16 protein-coding genes are annotated in these 21,613 nt (G+C 66.6%); 8 read left to right on the plus strand and 8 right to left on the minus strand.

All coding sequences use genetic code 11. The annotated features are described in order from the left end of the window. Position 1: 1 nt before the first annotated feature. Positions 2–676, minus strand: a complete 675-nt coding sequence (gene purN / locus TSB10P1A_RS18420; protein ID WP_186389396.1) for a phosphoribosylglycinamide formyltransferase — start codon at positions 674–676, stop codon at positions 2–4. Continuing rightward, on the minus strand, positions 673–1,752 hold the full coding sequence (purM, locus tag TSB10P1A_RS18425) for a phosphoribosylformylglycinamidine cyclo-ligase (protein ID WP_186389397.1): 1,080 nt from the start codon (positions 1,750–1,752) through the stop codon (positions 673–675). The genes purN and purM overlap by 4 nt, the downstream gene beginning before the upstream one ends. 267 nt (positions 1,753–2,019) lie before the next feature. On the opposite strand from purM, the gene TSB10P1A_RS18430 reads away from it, so the two are divergent. The 4 genes from TSB10P1A_RS18430 (at position 2,020) to ppx (ending at position 7,682) form a co-directional block, all read left to right on the plus strand. Next, a complete protein-coding gene (locus tag TSB10P1A_RS18430; RefSeq protein WP_186389398.1) occupies positions 2,020–3,159 on the plus strand; it encodes an AI-2E family transporter in 1,140 nt (379 codons plus the stop codon). Further along, the gene (locus TSB10P1A_RS18435; protein WP_186389399.1) at positions 3,152–3,841 is read left to right on the plus strand and encodes a DnaA ATPase domain-containing protein; all 690 of its coding nucleotides are present in this window, start codon (positions 3,152–3,154) and stop codon (positions 3,839–3,841) included. The genes TSB10P1A_RS18430 and TSB10P1A_RS18435 overlap by 8 nt, the downstream gene beginning before the upstream one ends. A gap of 102 nt (positions 3,842–3,943) precedes the next feature. After that, the gene (locus TSB10P1A_RS18440) at positions 3,944–6,163 is read left to right on the plus strand and encodes an RNA degradosome polyphosphate kinase (RefSeq protein ID WP_186389400.1); all 2,220 of its coding nucleotides are present in this window, start codon (positions 3,944–3,946) and stop codon (positions 6,161–6,163) included. Then, entirely contained in the window at positions 6,156–7,682 is a 1,527-nt protein-coding gene (gene ppx / locus TSB10P1A_RS18445) for an exopolyphosphatase (protein ID WP_186389401.1), read from the plus strand. Before TSB10P1A_RS18440 ends, ppx begins: the two co-directional genes overlap by 8 nt. A 97-nt stretch (positions 7,683–7,779) precedes the next feature. Here ppx and rnd read toward each other — a convergent pair whose 3' ends face one another. After that, positions 7,780–9,012, minus strand: coding sequence for a ribonuclease D (gene rnd, locus TSB10P1A_RS18450; RefSeq protein ID WP_186389402.1), 1,233 nt, complete (start codon positions 9,010–9,012; stop codon positions 7,780–7,782). A gap of 220 nt (positions 9,013–9,232) precedes the next feature. On the opposite strand from rnd, the gene aspS reads away from it, so the two are divergent. Then, entirely contained in the window at positions 9,233–11,017 is a 1,785-nt protein-coding gene (gene aspS / locus TSB10P1A_RS18455; protein WP_186389403.1) for an aspartate--tRNA ligase, read from the plus strand. 82 nt (positions 11,018–11,099) lie between these two features. Beyond that, the gene (locus tag TSB10P1A_RS18460; RefSeq protein ID WP_186389404.1) at positions 11,100–12,896 is read left to right on the plus strand and encodes an ABC transporter ATP-binding protein; all 1,797 of its coding nucleotides are present in this window, start codon (positions 11,100–11,102) and stop codon (positions 12,894–12,896) included. A 111-nt stretch (positions 12,897–13,007) separates the two neighbouring features. Here TSB10P1A_RS18460 and TSB10P1A_RS18465 read toward each other — a convergent pair whose 3' ends face one another. The 3 genes from TSB10P1A_RS18465 to TSB10P1A_RS18475 all read right to left on the minus strand — a co-directional run bounded on the left by TSB10P1A_RS18465 (position 13,008) and on the right by TSB10P1A_RS18475 (position 17,461). Then, entirely contained in the window at positions 13,008–15,065 is a 2,058-nt protein-coding gene (locus TSB10P1A_RS18465) for a hypothetical protein (protein WP_186389405.1), read from the minus strand. 165 nt (positions 15,066–15,230) lie between these two features. Then, on the minus strand, positions 15,231–16,421 hold the full coding sequence (locus TSB10P1A_RS18470; RefSeq protein WP_186389406.1) for a hypothetical protein: 1,191 nt from the start codon (positions 16,419–16,421) through the stop codon (positions 15,231–15,233). 131 nt (positions 16,422–16,552) lie between these two features. Beyond that, a complete protein-coding gene (locus TSB10P1A_RS18475; protein WP_186389407.1) occupies positions 16,553–17,461 on the minus strand; it encodes a sugar kinase in 909 nt (302 codons plus the stop codon). 139 nt (positions 17,462–17,600) lie between these two features. Between TSB10P1A_RS18475 and TSB10P1A_RS18480 the strand changes: the two genes are divergently transcribed. Next, a complete protein-coding gene (locus tag TSB10P1A_RS18480; protein WP_208984334.1) occupies positions 17,601–19,208 on the plus strand; it encodes an EAL domain-containing protein in 1,608 nt (535 codons plus the stop codon). Between the two features lie 108 nt (positions 19,209–19,316). Then, positions 19,317–20,264, plus strand: a complete 948-nt coding sequence (locus TSB10P1A_RS18485) for a D-alanyl-D-alanine carboxypeptidase family protein (RefSeq protein ID WP_186389409.1) — start codon at positions 19,317–19,319, stop codon at positions 20,262–20,264. A 92-nt stretch (positions 20,265–20,356) separates the two neighbouring features. Here the strand turns inward: TSB10P1A_RS18485 and TSB10P1A_RS18490 are convergent, their stop codons facing one another. Continuing rightward, positions 20,357–20,758: a hypothetical protein gene (locus tag TSB10P1A_RS18490; protein ID WP_186389410.1), complete on the minus strand. Its 402-nt coding sequence runs from the start codon at positions 20,756–20,758 to the stop codon at positions 20,357–20,359. A 156-nt stretch (positions 20,759–20,914) separates the two neighbouring features. Beyond that, positions 20,915–21,610, minus strand: coding sequence for a NapC/NirT family cytochrome c (locus TSB10P1A_RS18495; protein ID WP_186389411.1), 696 nt, complete (start codon positions 21,608–21,610; stop codon positions 20,915–20,917). Positions 21,611–21,613 lie beyond the last annotated feature (3 nt).

Below are 21,613 nucleotides of genomic sequence, written 5' to 3' on the forward strand. Positions count from 1 at the left end.
TTCAGCCCTTCGGCGCGATGAGCGGCGCCTGGGCCGCATCAGCGCCGGATTTCAGCCGCACCCGCATTCCGTCGATCTCGAAGGCATCGGCCGCAACAAGGGCAAGCGCTTGCGGGTAGATGCGGTGTTCAACCTCGAGCACCCGCGCGCCGAGCGTTGCCGGCGTGTCCTCGTCGAGCACGGCCACCGCGCCTTGCGCGATGATCGGCCCGGCATCCATCTCAGGGCGGACGAAATGCACCGTCGCCCCGTGCAGGCGGCAGCCTTCCGCCAGCGCCCTTGCGTGGGTGTCGAGGCCCTTGAAGGCCGGCAGCAGCGCCGGGTGAATGTTGAGCAGGCGGTCGTGCCAGCGCTCCACGAACCAGGGCGTCAGGATGCGCATGAAGCCGGCGAGGCAGACGAGGTCGACGTTGCGGTTGCGTAGTTCGGCGTCGAGCTTTTCCTCGAAGGCCTGCCGCCCGCCCTGGCCGCGATGGCTGACGGCGAGGGCCTCGATGCCGGCCGCGCGCGCCTTGTCGAGGGCTGGCGCGTCGGGGACGTTGGCGATCACCGCGACAATATCGGCCGGATAGGCCGGATCGGCCGCCGCCGACAGCAGGGCCGTCATGTTGGATCCGCGCCCCGAGACGAGGATCGCCGTGCGCTTGCGACCGGAGGTGGACGGGGCAGAGGTCAAAGCATCAAGGCTCCGTCGAAGACCACGGCCTCGTCACCCGTGCGTGGGCCAAGCGTGCCGATGCGGCTCACTGTCTCGCCTTCGGCGGTCAGGATCGCGATCGCCTCGTCAGCGGTCTCGGCCGAAACGGCGACGACCATGCCGACGCCGCAGTTGAAGGTGCGCAGCATCTCCGACTGGGCGACGCCGCCGGCCTTGGCCAGCCAGCCGAAGACAGGCGGAACGGAGATGGCGGACAGGTCGATGCGGGCGCCCAGGTGATCCGGCAGCACGCGCGGCAGGTTTTCCGGCAGGCCGCCGCCGGTGATATGGGCAAGTGCCTTGATGCCGGCGCCGGCCTTCAGCGCCGCCAGCAGCGGCTTCACATAGATACGGGTCGGCGTCATCAGCGCTTCGCCGAGGGTCGCGCCGGGCGCGAAGGGGGCGGCAGCGGTCCAGTCGAGGCCGGACTGTTCGACGATCTTGCGCACCAGAGAGAAGCCGTTGGAATGCACGCCGGAGGAGGCGAGGGCGAGCAGCACGTCGCCGTCCGCAATATCGCCGCGCGGCAGCAGGGCGCCGCGCTCGGCCGCGCCGACGGCGAAGCCGGCAAGATCATAGTCACCCTTGCCGTACATGCCCGGCATTTCCGCGGTCTCGCCGCCGATCAGCGCGCAGCCGGAGATGCGGCAGCCCTCGGCGATGCCTTTCACCACGTCGGTGGCGACCTCGACGTCAAGCGCGCCGCAGGCGTAATAATCGAGGAAGAACAGCGGTTCGGCGCCCTGCACGACGAGATCGTTGACGCACATGGCGACGAGATCGATGCCGACGGTCGCATGGGCGCCGCTGTCGATGGCGATCTTGAGCTTGGTGCCGACGCCGTCATTGGCGGCGACGAGGATCGGATCGCTGAAGCCGGCGGCCTTGAGGTCGAACAGGCCGCCGACCCCGCCGATCTCGCTGTCGGCGCCGGGACGGGCGGTCGCCTTCACGAAGGGCTTGATCCGCCGCACGAGGGCGTTGCCCGCGTCGATGTCGACGCCCGCGTCGGCATAGCTCAGGCCGTTCTTGGGGGAGGGGGTCGCCTCGCTCATGCTTCTCACGTCTCCGAAACCCGTACAGGGCGCGCATACAAACACAGAAGCGCCGGAATGCAAGCAAAACCGGGCCCTGTTTGCACAGGCGTCCAGCCATCGAGGCAGGGGACTGGCTGACGGCTTCACGGCGGGATGTTCGGCCTGTGGTGAACCGGGAAAATGGCGGAGCTCTGCCGAGGGCCTGCTTGACGCTCCGCGGCGCGGCTGCCTATCTGCTGGGAACGCGGTGGAATGGCCCGACGGTCAGGCAGGAGACGGGTTCTCGTGACGCTCAAGCGGCAAATCTATTTCTGGCTGGCGTCCTTCGCGCTGTTCGCGGCCTTCGTCTATCTGTTCAGCCCGATCCTGCTGCCCTTCGTCGCTGGCATGGCTCTCGCCTATCTGCTGGATCCCGTGGCCGACCGGCTGGAGGCCGTCGGCCTGCCGCGTCTGGGGGCGACCATCGTCATCCTGGTGGTTTTCGTGCTCGCCTTCGTGGTGGTCCTGCTGCTGCTGCTGCCGGTGCTCGGCAACCAGCTTGCCTCCTTCCTGCAGGCCTTTCCTGGTCTGGTCAGTTCCTTGCAGGAGTTGATCACCACCGGGTTCGGCAGCCGTGTCTTCGAGTTGCTGGGCATCGGCGGGCAGGATCTGAAGGCGAATGTCGGCAGCCTGCTGGGCGAGGGAGCCGGCTGGATCGGCGGATTGCTGAAGTCGGTGTGGAACGGCGGACAGGCCCTGCTGTCGGTGATCTCGCTCTTCGTCGTCACGCCGGTCGTCGCCTTCTACCTGCTGCTCGACTGGGACCGGATGGTGGCGCGGATCGATGGCTGGCTGCCGCGTCAGCATCAGGACACGGTGCGCCGCCTGGCGCGCGAGATGGACCGCGCGGTCGCCGGCTTCGTGCGCGGCCAGGTCAGTGTCTGCTTTCTGCTCGGAGCGTTCTACGCAGTGGGGCTGGCGGCGGTCGGGCTGAATTTCGGCCTGCTGATCGGCATCGGCGCCGGTCTCGTCAGCTTCATTCCCTATGTCGGGGCAACGCTCGGCCTGGTCGTTTCCCTCGGCGTTGCGCTGGTGCAGTTCTGGCCGGACTGGCCGATGGTCGCGGTGGTGCTGGCGATCTTCGCTGTCGGCCAGTTCCTGGAAGGCAACATCCTGCAGCCGAAGCTGGTGGGCAACAATGTCGGCCTGCATCCTGTCTGGCTGATGTTCGCGCTGTTCGCCTTCGGCTACTTGTTCGGCTTCGTCGGCATGCTGATCGCGGTGCCGGCGGCAGCGATGATCGGTGTGCTGACCCGCTTCGCGCTGTCCCAGTACATGGCGAGCACGCTGTTCACCGGAGAGGGTACGCTGATGGCCAGCGGCGTACCGGGCGATCCCGGAGAAGTGTCCGCTGCGCCGGAGCACGTGGAGGGGGGCAATGGCTGACAGGCTGCGCGGCGGCACGCAATTGCCGCTGATCCTGCCGCATGAGGCGGCCTTCGGGCGCGACGATTTCCTGCTCGGAGCCTCCAACCGGGCTGCGTTCGCTCTGATCGACGGCTGGCCCGACTGGCCGTCGCAGGCCGCGCTTCTCGCCGGCCCGGTGGGGTCGGGCAAGACCCATCTCGCCCATGTCTGGCAGGCGGCTAGCGGAGCGGCGATCCTGCCGGCCTCGGAGCTGCGCCGCGAGCAGGTCGAGGAGCTTGCCCGTAGCGGCGCCGTGGCGCTGGAGGATGCGCATGCGGGCTTCGACGAGACGGCGCTGTTCCATCTCTTCAACGCCCTTCGCGACAAGGGCGGCAGCCTGCTGGTGACCTCGCGGAGTTGGCCGCAATCCTGGGGGCTGCGGCTGCCCGATCTTGCCTCCCGCCTGCGCGCCGCGACGCCGGTGGAGATCCAGGAGCCGGATGACGACCTGTTGCGGCGGGTGCTGGTCAAGCTGTTCGCCGATCGCCAGATCGACATCGATCCGGCCGTGATAGACTTCCTCGCGGTGCGCATGGAGCGCTCGGTGGCGGCGGCGCAGGCGCTGGTCGACCGGCTCGACAGGGCATCGCTGTCGGCGGGGCGGCGGATCACGCGGCCGCTCGCGGCGGCGGTGCTGGCGGAGCGGGACCCTGTTGGCTGACACTGTTTGCCGGGTGATGCAAATCCGTCAAATCAATCCGCTATGGTCGCCGACGACAGCGATGACAGGTGACCGGCGCGATCCGGTCCGCAGGAGGCAGGCATGAACGAGACCAGCGTGAACCCGAAGGATCCGGACGCATCTCCGGCGCAGGCGCGGCCGGCACAACCCGTGTCGGACGCGGCCGAGGCGCTGGCCGATCATCCGAGCCGGTTCATCAACCGTGAGGTCTCCTGGCTGCAGTTCAACCGCCGGGTGCTGGAGGAAGCGGAGAACACCTCCCATCCGCTGCTGGAGCGGCTGCGCTTTCTGTCGATCTCGGCGAACAATCTCGACGAGTTCTTCATGGTGCGCGTCGCCGGCCTGCGCGCCCAGCAGCGCGAGGGGGTCGCCACCCGCTCGATCGATGGCCTGACGCCGGGCGAACAGTTGGAGCGGATCTCTGCCGCGGTGCTGTCGCTGCAGATCGAGCAGCAGAGCGTGTGGCGCGAGATGCACAGGCTGCTGGCCGCCGAACGCATCGCCATCGTCGACGGGCCGGATCTCAGCCCGCGGGATCTGCAGTGGCTGGAGGACTATTTCCTCGCGCATATCTTCCCGGTGCTGACGCCGCTGGCAATCGATCCGGCGCATCCCTTCCCGTTTATCGCCAATCTCGGCTTTTCGCTGGTGCTGGAACTGGCGCCGGAAAAGGGCGGACGCGGCATGACCGCCTTGCTGCGCATTCCCGCCCAGCTCGACCGTTTCGTGCGTCTGCCGAGTTCGGACCACGAACATGGCGATCGCTACATCACCATCGAGAATGCGCTCGGCCTGTTCATCACCCGCCTGTTCCCCGGCTATCATATTCGCGGCAAGGGGGCGTTCCGGGTGATCCGCGATTCCGACCTGGAAATCGAGGAGGAGGCGGAAGATCTCGTGCGCCTGTTCGAGAGCGCGCTGAAGCGCCGTCGCAGGGGGTCGGTGATCCGTCTGGAGATCGAGGAGACGACGCCGCAGTCACTGCGCGACTTCGTCGCCGAGGCGCTTGGCGCGACCGGCGACGAGGTCTTCATGGTCGATGGGCTGCTGGCGCTCAACAACCTGTCGCAGCTCGTTTCCATTGACCGCGACGATCTCAAGTTCGAGCCGTTCTCGCCACGCTTTCCCGAGCGTATCCGCGAGCATGGCGGCGATTGTTTCGCGGCGATCCAGCAGAAGGACATCATCGTCCATCACCCTTACGAGTCCTTCGATGTGGTGGTGCAATTCCTGCGACAGGCCGCACAGGACCCGGATGTGGTGGCGATCAAGCAGACGCTCTACCGCACGTCCAGCAACTCGCCGATCGTCAAAGCCCTGGTCGAGGCGGCGGAGGCCGGCAAATCGGTCACCGCGCTGGTCGAGTTGAAAGCGCGCTTCGACGAGGAGGCCAATATCCGCTGGGCCCGCGATCTGGAGCGGGCCGGCGTGCAGGTGGTCTTCGGCTTCCTGGAGCTGAAGACCCATTCCAAGCTCTCCATGGTGGTCCGCCGCGAGCATGGCGAGCTGCGCACCTACTGCCATCTCGGCACCGGCAACTATCACCCGATCACCGCGCGCATCTATACCGACCTGTCCTATTTTACCGCCGATCCGCGCATCGGGCGGGAGGTCGCCAAGATCTTCAACTTCATCACCGGTTATGCCGAGCCGGTGGAGCTGGAACACATGATGGTGTCGCCGGTGACGCTGCGCGACGGCATCCTCCGGCTGATCGCGAACGAGGCGGAGCATGCGGCCGCCGGGCGTCCGGCGCAGATCTGGATGAAGATGAACTCGCTGGTCGACCCCGGCATCATCGACGCGCTCTACAAGGCGAGCCAGGCAGGCGTGCGGATCGACCTGGTGATCCGCGGCATCTGCTGCCTGCGTCCCGGCATTCCTGGCCTGTCTGAGAACATTCGCGCGAAGTCGATCGTCGGCCGGTTCCTGGAGCACAGCCGCATCTTCTGCTTCGGCAACGGTCATGGGCTTCCCTCGCCGGATGCGGTCGTCTATATCGGCTCGGCGGACCTGATGCCGCGCAATATCGACCGGCGGGTGGAGACGCTGACGCCGCTTCTCACACCGACGGTGCACGAACAGGTGCTCGATCAGATCATGGTCGCCAATCTGAAGGACAACCAGCAGAGCTGGCGGCTGCTGCCCGATGGGGGGCACGAACGCGTGCATCTCGGCAAGGGCGAGAAACCCTTCAACGCCCACCAGTATTTCATGACGAATCCGTCGCTCTCCGGCCGTGGCAAGTCGCTGCGCAGCCACAGTCCGAAACCCTTCGCGGAGCCGAGGAAGCGTGGCTGACAGCCTAAAGCATGCACTGGTCCGCGGCCGTCTGAACGGCAGCGGACCGATCGCCGTCATCGATATCGGATCGAACTCGATCCGCCTCGTCGTCTACGAAAGGCACGCACGCACCCCGACGGTGCTGTTCAACGAGAAGGTGCTGGCGGGGCTGGGTCGCGGCGTCGGCGCCACCGGACGACTGTCGGCCGAGGCGACGGAGCAGGCCCGGCGGGCGCTGGTGCGGTTCCGCCGGCTGTGCGACCAGATCGGCGTCGTCGATCTGCACATCCTGGCCACGGCCGCGACGCGCGATGCCGCAAACGGCGAGGAGTTTCTGGTCGCCGTCGAGCAGATCTGTCGCACGCCCGTGCGCCTGTTGTCGGGACGAGACGAGGCGCGGCTTGCCGCCTATGGCGTTATCTCCGGCATCTGGCGGCCCGATGGCATCGTCGGCGACCTGGGAGGCGGCAGCCTCGAACTGGTGGAGATCAAGCAGGACGAGATCGGACGCGGTCAGACCCTGCCGCTTGGCGGCATCCGCCTGCAGGAAGACGCGGACGGAAAGATCGCCAAGGCGCAGAAGATCGCCGAACAGGCGCTCGCCGATGTCGAATGGCTGCCCATCGGCGCAGGCAAGCCCTTCTATGCGGTCGGCGGCACCTGGCGCTCGCTCGCCCGGCTGCACCTGCATCAGGACGGCTATCCGTTGCATGTGATGCACGACTATGCCATTCCCGCGGAGGAGGCGATCGAGTTCTGCCAGCTCGTCACCCGGCGCGATCCGGAGAGCCTCGACATGATCGAGGTGGTCTCGCGGGCCCGCCGTCCGCTGTTGCCCTTCGGCGCGGCGGTGATGGAAAAGGTCCTGCGGCGCTCCAAGGCCTCGAAGGTGGTGATGTCGGCGCTCGGCCTGCGCGAGGGGCTGCTGTTCGACCTGTTGCCGGAGGATCTGCGCCGGCAGGACCCGCTGGTCGAGGCGGCGCGCGAACTGTCGGAGCTGCGCTCCCGCTCGCCCGCCTATGGCGAGGAACTGGTCGAGTGGACCGACCGCCTGTTTCCGGCCGTCGGCATCGACGAGACCGAATACGAGCGGCGCCTCAGGGCGGCCGGCTGCCTGCTGTCCGATATCGGCTGGCGCGCCCATCCCGACTATCGCGGCGAACAGAGCCTCAACATCATCTCCAATGCCGGCTTCGTCGGCATCGATCACGCGGGCCGCGCCTATCTGGCGTTGTCGGTGTTCTATCGGCACCAGGGGCTGGTTGAGGATGCGCTCGGGCCCCGCATCCGCGAGCTTGCCCATACGCGGCTCAAGGACCGCGCCCGCATTCTCGGCGGCGCCTTGCGGGTGGCGTCCGTGCTCAGCGCCTCGGTTGCCGGCATCCTGCCGCAAGTGCCGGTCACCGTCGACAATGGCGAAGTGGTGCTGACGCTGCGCGGCGAACTCACGGCGCTCGAGGGAGAGCGCCTCAACAAGCGCCTCCTCCAGTTCGCCCGTCTCCTGGGCCTGCGGGCGCGGGTCGATCTGGAGCCGTGACGCACGGCCGAAGCGGCTTTCGAAAGAGTTTCTGAAAGGACTGTCGGCGGGCGTTGGCCGGGCAGGGCGCCCGGCCAACGGTTCGCGATGTTCGCGTCTACTCGGCGGCGTCCGCCGCGGCTTTCTGGCGGTTACGGCGGCGCTTGGAGCCTTCCGCCTTGGGCGGCGCCTGCACGGCCTCGTCCTGTTCGACGGCGACGATGCGCTTGCCGTTGAAGGCAAGGGCGATCTCGCCGCGCTTCAGCTTCAAGGCCGCCTCGCCGAACAGTTCCAGGCGCCAGCCCTTGAGGGCATCGACATCGGCATCGTCGCTGGCGGCGATCTTCTCCAGATCCTCCATGGTGGCGATCACCTTGGCGGCGACGCCATGGGCTTCGCTGACCAGCTTCAGCAGGACCTTGAGCAGGTCGACGGCGGCCGCCGATCCGTCGGGCGCGGCCCGGCCCTTGGGAACGGCCGGAAGCTTGTCCTTGGGGATCGCCATCGCCCGCTTGACGGCCGCCAGGATGTCGTCGGCCGTGCGCGAGCGCTCGAAGCCGCGCGGAATGGTGCGCAGAGCAGCCAGCGCCTGGGTGTTGGTCGGCTGCTGGGCGGCGATCTCGTAGATCGCATCGTCCTTGAGGATGCGGTTGCGCGGCACGTCGCGCTCATGCGCCTCGCGCTCGCGCCAGGCGGCGACTTCCTGCAGCACCGCGAACTCGATCGGCTTGCGCACCCGCAGCTTCAGCCGCTTCCACGCATTCTCCGGATCGGTGCGATAGGTGTTCTCTGAGGTCAGGATTTCCATCTCGTCGCCGACCCAGTGGCTGCGCCCCTGTTCGGCGAGGTTCGCCTTGAGGAAATGGTAGACCTCGCGCAGATGGGTGACGTCGGCCAGCGCATAGTCGAGCTGCTTGTCGCTGAGCGGCCGGCGCGACCAGTCGGTGAAGCGCGACGACTTGTCGATCCGAACCGCGGTGATGCGATGGACCAACTGGTCGTAGGAAATCGAATCGCCGAAGCCGCAGACCATCGCCGCGACCTGGGTGTCGAACACCGGGTGCGGGATGAAGCCGCCCAGGTGATAGACGATCTCGATGTCCTGCCTCGCGGCATGGAACACCTTGACGATGCTTTCGTCGCGCATCAGCTCGAAGAACGGTGCCAAGTCGAGACCGTCGGCGAGCGCGTCGACGATCACCGCGTCCTCCGGGCTTGCCATCTGGATGACGCAGAGCTTCGGCCAGAAGGTCGTTTCGCGAAGGAACTCGGTGTCGACCGCAACGAAATCGTGTTGCGCGAGGCGCCGACATACGTCGGCCAGTTGTTTGGTGCTTGTAATGATCTGCATGGTGATCGCGAGATATAGCGGATGCTTGCCCGCTTGTCGCCACGAAACCGCCTTGTTGTCGCCGGTTCGTTCGCCAGGTCGCCGGCAGCCGCCAACCGGCGCGCTGCCTTGACTTTATCGCCATCCCGTGGCTTGTGCACGGGCGCGTCACCGCGCCGGCCGGCAGCCGCGTCGCCTTGTCAGCCGCCACTTTTTCAAACTTCGGGCCATCGAGGACCACATGCATCGCTATCGCAGTCACACGTGCGGGGAACTGCGCGAAACCCATGTCGGCGCCACGGCGCGCCTGTCGGGCTGGGTGCACCGTGTGCGCGATCACGGCGGCCTGCTGTTCATCGACCTGCGCGATCACTACGGCATGACGCAATGCGTGGTCGACCCCGATTCGCCGGCCTTCAAGCTTGCCGAGACGGTGCGCGCCGAGTGGTGCATCCGCATTGACGGCGAGGTGAAGTCGCGCACGCCCGAGACGGTGAACACGGCGTTGCCGACCGGTGCCATCGAGATCTTCATCCGCGAGCTGGAAGTGCTGGGCGCGGCGCGCGAGCTGCCGCTGCCGGTGTTCAACGAGCCGGACTATCCCGAAGACATCCGCCTGACCTACCGTTTCCTCGACCTGCGCCGCGAGACGCTGCACGAGAACATCATGACGCGCACGCGCATCATCGGCTCGATGCGCCAGCGGATGGGGGCGGCGGGCTTCACCGAATTCCAGACGCCGATCCTCACCGCGTCCTCGCCGGAGGGCGCGCGCGACTTCCTGGTGCCTTCGCGGTTGCATCCGGGCAAGTTCTACGCGCTGCCGCAGGCGCCGCAGCAGTTCAAGCAGTTGCTGATGGTCTCCGGCTTCGACCGCTACTTCCAGATCGCGCCGTGCTTCCGCGACGAAGACCCGCGCGCCGACCGCCTGCCGGGCGAGTTCTACCAGCTCGACCTGGAGATGAGCTTCGTCGAGCAGGAGGACGTGTTCTCCACGATGGAGCCGATCATGCGCGGCGTCTTCGAGGAGTTCGCGAAGGGCAAGCCGGTCACCGGGACTTTCCCGCGCATCCCCTATGCCGACGCCATCACCAAGTATGGCAGCGACAAGCCGGACCTGCGCAATCCGATCGAGATGCAGGATGTCGGTGCCCATTTCGCCGGCTCCGGCTTCAAGATCTTCGCGCGCATGCTGGAGGACCCGAAGAACGCCGTGTGGGCGATCCCGGCCCCGACCGGCGGCAGCCGCGCCTTCTGCGACCGGATGAACTCCTGGGCGCAGGGCGAGGGCCAGCCGGGCCTCGGCTATATCTTCTGGCGCGAGGAGGGCGGGGCTCTCGAGGGGGCCGGTCCGCTCGCCAAGAACATCGGTGAGGAGCGCACCGAGGCGATCCGCACCCAGCTCGGCCTGAAAGCGGGCGATGCAGCCTTCTTCGTCGCGGGCGACCCGAAGAAGTTCTCCGACTTCGCCGGCAAGGCGCGCACCCGCGTCGGCGAAGAACTCGATCTCGTCGACCGCGACCGCTTCGCGCTCGCCTGGATCGTCGACTTCCCGTTCTTCGAATGGGACGAGGAAGAGAAGAAGGTCGAGTTCGCGCACAATCCGTTCTCCATGCCGCAGGGCGGCCTGGAGGCGCTGGAGACCATGGATCCGCTCGACATCAAGGCGTTCCAGTACGACCTCGTGTGCAACGGCTACGAGATCGCCTCCGGCTCGATCCGCAACCAGTCGCCGGAGCTGATGGTCAAGGCGTTCGAGAAGGTGGGCCTGTCGAAGAGCGATGTGGAGGAGCGCTTCGGCGGCCTCTACCGCGCGTTCCAGTACGGCGCGCCGCCGCATGGCGGCATGGCGGCCGGCGTCGACCGCATCGTCATGCTGCTGGTCGGGGCGAAGAACGTGCGCGATGTCAGCCTGTTCCCGATGAACCAGCAGGCGCAGGACCTGCTGATGGGCGCGCCGTCCGGCGTCTATCCGAAGCAGTTGCGCGAGCTGCATATCCGGCTCAATCTGCCCGAGAAGGGCTGACGTTCGACGTCAGCCGCCAAGGGCAGGGCGGAAGGCCGGCGACACGGGCCGCCGGCGGGGCAGCAACAACAAGGCCGACGCATTGAAACGCTTCTGGTCCCACCTGTTCGCCGACCCGGAAGGCACGCCCTTCCTGGTCCGGCGGCTGGTCCTGGAAAACGCCCGGGACTACGTGTGGCGCTATATCCTGGCCTTTGTCTTCATGGGGCTTGTCGCCGCCAGCACGGCGGCGAGCGCCTGGATCATGAAGGACGTCATCAACGAGGTTTTCCTGGAGCGCGATGCCACCATGGTGATGGTCATCGCCGGCTTCGTGATGTTCATCTTCGCGGTGAAGGGTGTTTCGACCTATGGCCAGTTGGTGGTTCTCGGCGAGATCGGCAACGCCATCGTCGCCCGCACCCAGTCGCGCCTGTTCGAGGCGATCACCCGCCAGGACGTGGCCTTTTTCGAGCGCTCCGGCATCGGCGATCTCGGCACCCGGCTGTCGCATAACGCAACCGCCGCCCGCGTGGCGCTCGATCTCATCGTTACGGCGCTCGGCCGGGACCTGCTGACCGTCATCGCGCTGGTCGCGGTGATGATCGCCCAGGATCCCTTGATGAGCCTGATTGCGCTGGTGATCATGCCCCCGGCGATCATCATCATCGCCGGTCTGGTGCGGCGCGTACGCCGGGTGGCGAAGTCGCAATTCGTCTCGCTGACCCGCATCCTGTCGATCGCCCAGGAGACCATTTCCGGCATCCGCGTCGTCAAGGCCTTCGCGGTGGAGCAGCGGCTGCGCCGCGACATGGATGCGGCCGTCGAGGACGTGCGCTTGCGCGCCGACAAGATGACCCGCCTGTCGGCCCGCACCTCGCCGGTCATGGAGACGCTCGGCGGCGTCGCCATCGCGCTGGTGATCCTCTATGGCGGCTATGCCGTCATCGAGCGCGGCAGTGACCCCGGCGCCTTCTTCGCCTTCATCACCGCCTTGCTGCTGGCTTATGATCCCGCCCGCCGGCTCGCCCGCCTTCATGTCAATCTCTCGGCGCATATGGTCGGCGTGCGGCTGATGTATGAGGTGTTGGACCGCGCTTCGGCGGAGGAGGAGGAGGAGCCGCGTGCGGCGGGGGTGCCGTTCCGGCCGGGCGACGTGCGCTTCGAGACCGTGGTCTTTCAGTATGGCGAGGCGCCGGCGCTGACGGGTCTCGACTTCACCGCCCGTGCCGGCGAGGTGACCGCGCTGGTCGGCCCGTCGGGGGCGGGCAAGTCCACCGTTTTCTCCCTGCTGGAGCGGTTCTACGAGCCGGTTGCGGGCCGCGTGACCATCGGCGGGCAGGACATCCGCGAGATCGCGATCCCTGATCTGCGCACCTCCATCGCGCTGGTCTCGCAGGACACGTTCCTGTTCGACATGTCGGTGCGCGACAACATTGCCATTGGCCGCCCGGATGCGAGCGAGGAGGAGATCGTGCAGGCGGCGCGCGAGGCGAATGCGCATGACTTCATCCTGGAACTGGACGAGGGCTACGACACGCGGGTGGGCGAGGGCGGCGGCAGGTTGTCCGGCGGCCAGCGCCAGCGTATCGCCATTGCCCGGGCCATCCTGCGCGACGCGCCTCTGCTGCTGCTGGACGAGGCGACGTCGGCACTCGATTCCGAGAGCGAGGCCAAGATCCAGGCGGCGCTCGCCAACCTGATGCGCGGCCGCACGACACTGGTCATCGCTCACCGCCTGTCGACCGTGCGCGAGGCGGACCAGATCATCGTCATGGAGCGGGGGCGCGCCATCGAAAGCGGCACCCACCGTGAGCTCTTTGCGCGCGGAGGGCTCTACAAGAGGTTGTGCGACCTGCAGTTTTCCGACACTGGCGCCGCCGCCGGCGCGGCGCAGTGATACGCCGGGCCGGTGGCCTCTCTCCGCCGGGCTGCCAATGACCCACAAGAAACCCCCGCCGCAGGGCCCTGCGGCGGGGTTTTCGTTTCGATCCGGTCCTGTACGAGGCGATCAGCGGCCGGAATTGGCCACCACCATCGCGTTGAGGAGCTGTGGCAGCGTGTCCGGCGCAGTTGCCAGCACGCCCATGATCTGCATGGCCGGCACCGGCGAGGCAGGCTCGACCGTGATGACCAGTTCGTCCGGCGACACCAGGAAGCTCTTCAGCGCGGCGTGCAGGCTCTGGCCGAAGGGCGTGTCCTTCAGCGGCCCCATCTCGTTGGCGGCCTGATCGGCGAGGCCGAGCGCCAGGGTTTCCGGCGACAGGCCGGCCGGTTCCGCCTGCTGAGCGATGAAGGCCGAGATCAGCCGGGCATCGCGCACGACAAGGCGGGCCTTGTTGACCATGGCGGTCGCAAGGACCATCTGCGCCTGCTCGGGGTTCTCGAAGGCGAGGCGCGGAATGCCGCCGATCTCCATCCGCAGTTCCAGAGAGCCGCCCCCATCGATGGTGAAGGACAGCGGATCGATGCTGAGCGTCTGGGTGTCCGGATTCCAGGCCATCCGGCTCTCGTCGGAGTAGTTCACCGCGTCAAGGTCCAGCGCTTCGAACAGCGCGCGGGCGTCCTCCTCATCGATCAGCGATATGGGGAAGGAGGCGTTTTTCGTCACAGCCTCGATCCGGGTCGGGATCGGAGCGATGAAGTCGCTCATGGCAAGGCGATAGCTTTCCACCGAGACGGGGGCGGGAAGCTCGTTCGACGCCACCTTGAGGCCCTCGATCTGCAGAAGTCCCAGCGTCGGGATGATCGACAGGATCTGCGCCAGATCGGGCTCCTTGTCGGCGGAGGAGAGGAAGACGTCGACATAGCGCGACAGCGGCGGCAGGCGCAGCTCGCTCATCCGCAACAGCCGGGAATCGACCGAGGTGTTGTTCTCCGCCGCCGTCACCGAAAGCTCGCTGACGGTGAAGTCCGCAAAGCCGCGATAGGAGGCGTCCCGCGCCTGGATCGCGCCAATGGCACCGTTGGCGATGGGCGATGTGATGGCGAGCGCGGAGAGATCGAAACTGTCCAGCGAGATTGCCCCGATCGCGTCGAGGCCCTGTCCACCGAGCGCGGCAAGGGAGGGCTCGTCGTCGGGCAGCGTGCCGAGCGCCACCTGGTCGCCGAGAGTGGCGAGATCGAAAGCCGGAGCGTCAGGCGCAACCCGCAAGCCCGCCATCGCAATGCGGCCGATGCCGACCACGTTGTCGTCAAAGGAGAAGCTCACCCCGTCGACGCTGGCGCCGGCGATGACCTCGTCGCCGGTCAGGCGCGCGGCCGGCAACATGCCGACCAGCCGCAGGATCGGCTTGATGTCGGTGCCGGTGACGACCTGCAGCCCAACCTCCTGGCGGAGCATCGTGCGCTCGCCGGTGGCGCCCGGCTCCAGCACTATTTCCGTTTCCGAGACGGTCTTCTCGACCCGTTGCTCCTCGATGCGGCCGTTGGCGAGACCGGTGATGGTCATGCCCTCGTAGGTTTCCTTGCCGGCGGCGCCGTCAGGCATCTTCGACAGGGTTTCCATGCGGCGCACGAACATGCGCTCGACGCTGGTGTCGAGGCCGGCAAGGATGGCCGGCAGGAAGCGCGAAACCGGCTTTCCGGCGTCTTCCGGCGCTTCGAACGGAACCTGGAGGTAGTTTTCCGCCACCAGATCGTACTGGTTCACGGTGACGTCGAAGGCGCTGCGCACGCCGTCCTGGGTCATCCCGCCGGCAACACGGAACTCGTGCAGGCCGGGCTGCTCGTACTTGTCGAGCCGGTAGCCTTTATCAGTCCTGGTGACGCCGATCAGCCGGGTCTCGGGGCTGTTGATGCGGATATCGACGTCGATGTCGACGCCGGCGATCGAGAAGGCGAGATCCCAGCCAAACCGGGCATCGCGCACGGTGGCATCGCTGGTGCCGGTCTCGGTGACGCTGCCGTATTCGGCGATGCTGGCGCCGTTGTCCTTGGCCCATTTCAGGAAGGCATCGGCGGCATCGACGGCGGGATTCGCGGTGGCGGGAGCGGCAAGCGCGAGGCTTACCAGAAAGGCGCCGGCCGTAGCGGTGTAGCGCAAGTGTCTGGGCATTGGTTTGGGCATGGTCCGTTGTCCGTGATCTGGCGTTGTCCATTGTCCGATAAGCGGATCGGATCGGGAAAGCGGATCCGCTCGGAGGAGCGGTCACTCAAACCGAAACCGGCGCCGGGTTTGCCCACGCCGGGATCGTTGCTGCTGTGTCGCGGCGGTGCCCCTCCCGCCGGAACGTCAGTCCTGGTTCGCGGCGATCGTCACGCCGAGAAGGTTGGGGAGCGTCTGCGGCGCGATCATTGCGGCTCCCAGCAATTGAGCGAAGGGCACCGGCGCGGCGGGCGCCGCCGTCGCGGAGATCGACTGCGGGTCCTTCAGGAAGGTGGTGGCCGCGCTCGCGACCTTCTGCTGGAAGTCGGGATTGCCGATCACCGACAGAAGCATGGGCAGGGCGGCGCTCAACTGACCGACGAATTCCTCGCGCGAGGCGCCGGATTCCTTGGCCTGCGCGTCGAGCAGGCGGTCGACCAGCGACTCATTGTCGAGACGCAGGGCGAGGCTGACCACCTCGAGGCCCTGCATGATGCTCATGGCCTCTTCCGGGTTGCCCTGGGCGGCTTCGAGCTTCGCGAAGACCTCGCGGGTCATGCCCTTGAGCGTCAGAGAGGCGTTCAGCGTGGCCGCTTCGGCACCGGAAATCGTCAGGTCGGAAATGTCGAGAACGCCGGCGTCCGGGTCCCATTCCGCTTCCAGGGCGAGACCGAGCACGAGCTTGTCATAGCCGAGGTCGGTCAGAGACTTGCGGCCGTCCTCGTCCAGGCTGGCGGCGGTGATCTCGATGCCCTTCACCGTCAGCGAGCCGGCGGTCGGCAGATCCCCATCCATTTCGTCGACCACGGCGACGACGCTGGCGATCGGGATTTTCCCATCCTTCTCGGTGTCGATGAGGATGCCGGTGATTTCGGCACGCGAATAGCCGGGCGCCATCGCGTCGCTGTCGGCCTTGGCCTTGATCGTGGCGGCCGAGGGCAGGACCGGATCGTCGATGGCGATCAGCGCGGCGGTGACGCGGACGTCATTGCCGTCCTGCTGGTCCTCGATGGTGACGCCGCTCATCGCCATGGCTCCGGCGGTCAGGCCGCCGTCGGCGTCGACTTCGGCGTCCTGAAACGAGGTTTCGGCGATCGTCAGCCTGGTGGTCTTGCCGCCATCGTCGAGCGCGGCGCGCAGCCCGGTGATGGTCACCTTGCCGCCGGATTCCTCGACCCTGTCATAGCCGGTCACGGCCGCCTTGCCGGCTTCGATGATCTGGAAGAACGTGTCCGCCACTTCGTTGCCGGAGGCATCGAAGGCAAGGGCCGGCGGCGCGAGGAGGAGCGGGCAGGCAATCGCAAGGGCGCGCACGCGGCGAAGGGGAAGATAGGTCATTCAGACGTCTCCGAGTGGTGTTTGAGTGTCCGCTCCCTGCCTGCGGACCGCTACGATGCGTCAAATGGAGCGCAAGGACAAGCTGCGCGCTCAGATTGTTCAGAGCGATTTGTCGCCTGTTTGTTTTTCAGCTAGATGACCGCGGCCAGAGGTTTTTCCGGCCATTCCGCCATCGCCTGCTCGACATCGGCGAGCGACGGCAGGCTGTCCTCGTTGCCCAGGTGCTGGATCGCGTGGGCGGAGGCGGCGCGGGCGAAGCGGAAATGCTGCTCGAAGCCGGCATCTTCATTGCGCAGCCAGGAATAGATATAAGCGCCGTGAAAGACGTCGCCGGCGCCGTTCGTGTCGACGATGCGCTCCCTGGGCACGTTAAGCGCGGCCATGCGCTGCGTCGGACCGCCGCCCTCATACCAGAAGATGCCGTCCTCTCCGAGCGTGACGCCGCCGACCGGGCAACCGCGTTCGCGCAGGTAGTCCAGCGTTTCCTCGACGCCGAGACCGAGTTGCTCGCAGAAGCGGGCGGAGACCACAGCGGCATCGATATAGCGCAGCAATTCGTCCGTATTCTCGCGCACGGCACCGCCATCGAGCGAGGTCAGGATGCCTGCGGCCCGGGCGGCCTTGGCATAGTGCAGGGCGGCATCGGGCATGTGGCCGTCGAGATGCAGCGCCCGGCAGCCGGCAAGATTGAGCACCGGAAAGGGGTGAAGGAAATCGTTGTCGCGGCAGCGGACGATGGCGCGCTTGCCGTCCTTGGGCATGATGAAGGAGAGGGAGGATTCCCGCACCTTCCGTCCATGGATCGAGATGCCGTATTTGGCGGCCATGTCGAGGAACATTCGGGCCAGCCAGTCATCGGCCTGCGAGCACAGGATGTCCGGTGCGATGCCGAGCCTTGCGCAGGCAAAGCCGGCGGTCACCGCATTGCCGCCGAAGCTCACCGCATAATCACGCGCGATCGCCTTCTCGTCGCCCGTCGGCAGCGTATCGGTGAGGAAGGTGATGTCGATATAGGCTTGGCCAATGAACAGGGCCTGCATGCTTTGACGCGCTCCTCGTTGTCGGGGTTGCTCTTGTTGTCAGGGCGCGGCGGCTTTTTTTCTCTCCTGCGGCCGCGCCTTCAGGGGTCATTTACGAAAGCTGCGGATACTGACATTCCATCAAATGCCGGATCGCTGCGTGCCGCACCGTTATACCCGCTTTCTCAAGACTTTGGTGATCGCCCTCATTCTGGCGATCGCTCCCCTGATCGCGGCCAATTACGTGCTCAACACCTACGCCGTAACACAGGCGCAGGCGGAGATGAAGGCGATTGCCGAGCGCTATGTCCTGCGCGCGGAAAAGGCAATCGGCGATGCGGTGTCGGTGTTGCAGGGGTTGCACCAGAAGGGCCACGTGACCTGTTCGGCGGATGATAGGGCAGCGTTCAATGCCGGTCTGATCGAGGCGCCGTTCGTGCAGATGCTCGGCGTCGTCAATACCGGCGGCGTGATGATGTGCAATGTGCCGGACCAGCCGAGCAGGGGGCAGCCCGTGCTGCCCGTCCTGCAGGCGGATTCTCCGCTGGTCGGGATCGGCATGCGCGAGCGTGTCTATGAAGGGACGCGCGTTGCCCTGGTGAGCTGGCGGATCGGGACCGGCAACCGGCTCCTGGCGGAGATCTCGCCTGTCGCGATCGCCATCGACCCGGGGCCGGAATACCTGCGCGCTCACCGGCATGTGGAACTGCGGCTGGGCGACGGGGTGACGTGGCTGCGCTCGGGCGAGTACAGCCATATCAATTCCCGCGAGAGCGAGCGGGAGATGGTCGTCGAGGTGGCCTCGGAGAAGTATCCGATGCTGGCGACCGTTTCGGCGCCGGCTTCGGCCGCCGACAATCTGGTGCGCGATCTCAAGGTGGTCGCCGCGATCGCTTGCGTCTGTTTCGCGATCCTGTTCGTGGCGGTCAGCGTCTGGTTCTCCTGGCGCCCGGAGAGCGAGGCGGAGGACGAATTCGTCCAGGCGATCCGGCGCGGAGAGTTCATCCCCTATTATCAGCCGGTGATGGACATCGAAACGGGCCGTCTGCGCGGCTGTGAGGTCCTGATGCGCTGGCAGCGGCCGGACGGGTCGGTGATCTCGCCGGGCGCCTTCATGACCTTCGCCGAGACGTCGGGCCACATCTTCGAGATGACCCGTCAGATCATGCGCAAGACCTGTGTCGAGGTCGGCGATCTCTATTACCAGAATCCGGAATTCAAGCTGTCGATCAACCTGTTTGCCGGACATTTCGAGGATCGGCAGATCATCGAGGACATCACAGAGATCTTTGGCGGCTCGAAGATCGCCTTTCAGCAGATCGTCATGGAGGTGACCGAGCGCCAGCCGTTGTCCAACATGGACACCGCCCGCAAGATCATCGCCGAGATGCAGGCGATCGGCGTGCGCGTGGCGCTCGACGATGTGGGCACAGGCCATGGCGGTTTCGCCTATCTCCAGAAGCTCGGCATCGACATCATCAAGATTGACAAGATGTTCATCGACAGCCTGGGGACGGACGACAACTCCACCACCATCGTCGACACGATGGTCGAACTCGCCGACAATCTCGGCATGGGCATCATCGCCGAGGGCGTCGAGACGATGGAACAGATCGAGCGCCTGCGCGAACTCGGCGTCTCCGCCGCGCAGGGCTACATTTTCGCCCCGCCCTTGCCGGCCAAGCTGTTCATCGAACTGGCGCAGGCGCTGTCCGGCGGGCGCGGCACCGCTCTGCCGGAAGGCATGGGCAAGGCCCTGGTCGCCTGAGGCCGCGTGCCTCGACCCTTTCCGTCATGTCGGCCGAGGCGGGACTTTTTCCCGGCGCCGCGATCCGATAAGGTGCGCGCCGATCAGCCTCCTTCATCCGGAGCCGGAATGGTGAACGCTCTGACCACCGCGAGGGACGCCACCTCGCGCCGCTGGCGCCGCGCGGCGCTTGTCCTTGCCGTGTCTCTCGCGCTCGGCGGCTGCCAGACCGCAGCCAGCACCTCGCAGCATGCCTCGCGCCAGCCGGTGGGAGCCGTGCAGGTCGCGGCGCTGCCGGTGCTTCCCGCGCCCTCGATCGGCACGGAACTGTCACTGGCGCCACAGGGCAGTGCGCTTCGACGTGCCCCGGCTGCCATCGTCGTCGATGCGGCGACCGGGACGGTGCTGCACGAGGCGGATGCCGATTCGCTGCGCTACCCGGCCTCGCTCACCAAGATGATGACGCTCTATCTGCTGTTCGATGCGCTGTCCGAGGGCCGGGTCGGCCTCGATACGCCGCTGTCGATCTCCGCGAAGGCGGCAAGCCAGCCGCCGGCGCGCATCGGATTGAAGGTGGGGGGGCGGCTGACCGTCTCCCAGGCGATCCAGGCGCTGGCCGTGAAGTCGGCCAATGACGTCGCGGTGGCGGTCGCGGAGACGCTTGCCGGCTCCGAGGACGCCTTTGCCGCGCAGATGACGGCCAAGGCGCGCAGCCTTGGCATGGGCAATACCCGTTTCGTCAACGCCTCGGGGCTGCCGGATCCGCGTCAGGTCACCACTGCGCGCGACATGGCGACCCTGTCGCGCGCGCTGAAAAGCCGGCATGCCGGGCGTGCCAGCGCCTTTACGGCGCGCAGCTTCACCTATGAGGGCACCACCCACCGGGCGACCAACAACCTGCTTGGCCGCGTTGCCGGCGTCGACGGTATCAAGACCGGCTATATCCGCGATTCCGGCTACAACCTTGCCGCCTCCGCCCATCGTGGCGGGCGCAGTGTCATCGCCGTGGTGTTCGGCGGCGAGAGCGAAGGCGCGCGCGATCGCCAGGTCGCGGACCTGATCGAGCAATATCTTTGAAGGGGCGCTGAAACGGCGCCGACCCGGCTGAACAGGGCACGCCGGACCACGATGCTGCGGCCGTTCGGGGGCGATAGCCAGAACGCGTGCGATCAGGCTGGGGAGATCGTCCGGTCGGGACTGGGCAGGGCGGAAATCGTGTCGTCGGCGTCGTGATCGGCGGCCGGCCTCCGGCTTTCCTCATCGCCCTGCGGCGCAGGGACGACAGGGCGCTCCAGCCGCGGTTCGCCATCCTGATGGACGGCGGTTTCGAGCAATCCGGTCGCCGCGTCGATCAGCAGGAACACCGTGTCGTTGCCCTTGCGGGCGACGATCTCGATCCGGCCTTCCTTGTTCATGTAGCGCAGCGTGACGTAGCCGTGCTTGGCGAGCGTGTCGGCAATCTCGTTGATGTTGGAGCCGACCCGGTCGCCCGGGAGCAGGTGATCGGCGGCGGCCGGCGGCGTGGCGATGAGGATCGACATGAGGGCAAGGCCCGCAAGTCCCTTTGCCACGCGCGCTGCGATCCGGCCTGTGGCCCTTTCCATTCCGTGCATGTCTCGCTCCCCGGTGCGGCCCGGCGCTTTTTTGCCGTCCTGGACCGACGGAACGAGAGCCTATCACGAAAACCGCCGGGTGGGACGGGTCATGCCAAAGGTCGGCCGGGAAAGTCACTTTGAGGACGGGATATCGGACAGATACCCGGTCAATTGTCGCAGGGCCGCTTCCTCCTTGCCCTCCAGTTGCCTGAACTCCGGCGGGACGCGCCAGCCCGGCTCCACATCTTCCATGTTTGGAAGCTGGTGGGCGATTCCCTTGTGGCAGTCGATGCAGGTCGCTTCGCCGCTGACGAGGAAGCGTTGGTGGATTGCCGCGGCACGATCTGTCTGGCGGGTGAAATCCATGGCGATGGAGGAATGGCAGTTGCGGCATTCGAGGCTGTCATTGGCCTTCAGCCGCGCCCATTCGTGCTTGGCGAGTTCCAGGCGCAGGTCGAGGAACTTGCGGCGCGTGTTGATGGTGCCGAACAGGTGGCCCCAGACCTCCTTGGAGGCCTGCATCTTGCGGGCGATCTTGTCGGTCCAGTTGTGCGGAACGTGGCAGTCGGGGCAGGACGCCCGCACGCCCGAGCGGTTGGAGAAGTGGATGGTCTGCGTCATCTCCTCGTAGACGTTGTCCTTCATCTCGTGGCAACTGATGCAGAAGGCCTCGGTGTTGGTGACTTCCAGCGCGGTGTTGAACGCGCCCCAGAAGATCACGCCGCCGACGAAGCCGCCGAGGGTCAGGAAGCCGAGGCCGAAATGCACGCTCGGCCTTGCGAAGATGGTCCAGGCCTGCCGGGCGAGGGACTTCAGACGACCCCACATGGC

This window comes from Stappia sp. TSB10P1A (assembly GCF_900185725.1).
GTDB lineage: Bacteria > Pseudomonadota > Alphaproteobacteria > Rhizobiales > Stappiaceae > Stappia.

Coding starts and splice junctions, on each gene's coding strand:
- purM (WP_186389397.1), bottom strand. CDS start 1,752: ATGAGCGAGGCGACCCCCTCCCCCAAGAACGGCCTGAGCTATGCCGAC.
- TSB10P1A_RS18435 (WP_186389399.1), top strand. CDS start 3,152: ATGGCTGACAGGCTGCGCGGCGGCACGCAATTGCCGCTGATCCTGCCG.
- TSB10P1A_RS18440 (WP_186389400.1), top strand. CDS start 3,944: ATGAACGAGACCAGCGTGAACCCGAAGGATCCGGACGCATCTCCGGCG.
- rnd (WP_186389402.1), bottom strand. CDS start 9,012: ATGCAGATCATTACAAGCACCAAACAACTGGCCGACGTATGTCGGCGC.
- aspS (WP_186389403.1), top strand. CDS start 9,233: ATGCATCGCTATCGCAGTCACACGTGCGGGGAACTGCGCGAAACCCAT.
- TSB10P1A_RS18465 (WP_186389405.1), bottom strand. CDS start 15,065: ATGCCCAAACCAATGCCCAGACACTTGCGCTACACCGCTACGGCCGGC.
- TSB10P1A_RS18470 (WP_186389406.1), bottom strand. CDS start 16,421: ATGACCTATCTTCCCCTTCGCCGCGTGCGCGCCCTTGCGATTGCCTGC.
- TSB10P1A_RS18475 (WP_186389407.1), bottom strand. CDS start 17,461: ATGCAGGCCCTGTTCATTGGCCAAGCCTATATCGACATCACCTTCCTC.
- TSB10P1A_RS18485 (WP_186389409.1), top strand. CDS start 19,317: ATGGTGAACGCTCTGACCACCGCGAGGGACGCCACCTCGCGCCGCTGG.
- TSB10P1A_RS18495 (WP_186389411.1), bottom strand. CDS start 21,610: ATGTGGGGTCGTCTGAAGTCCCTCGCCCGGCAGGCCTGGACCATCTTC.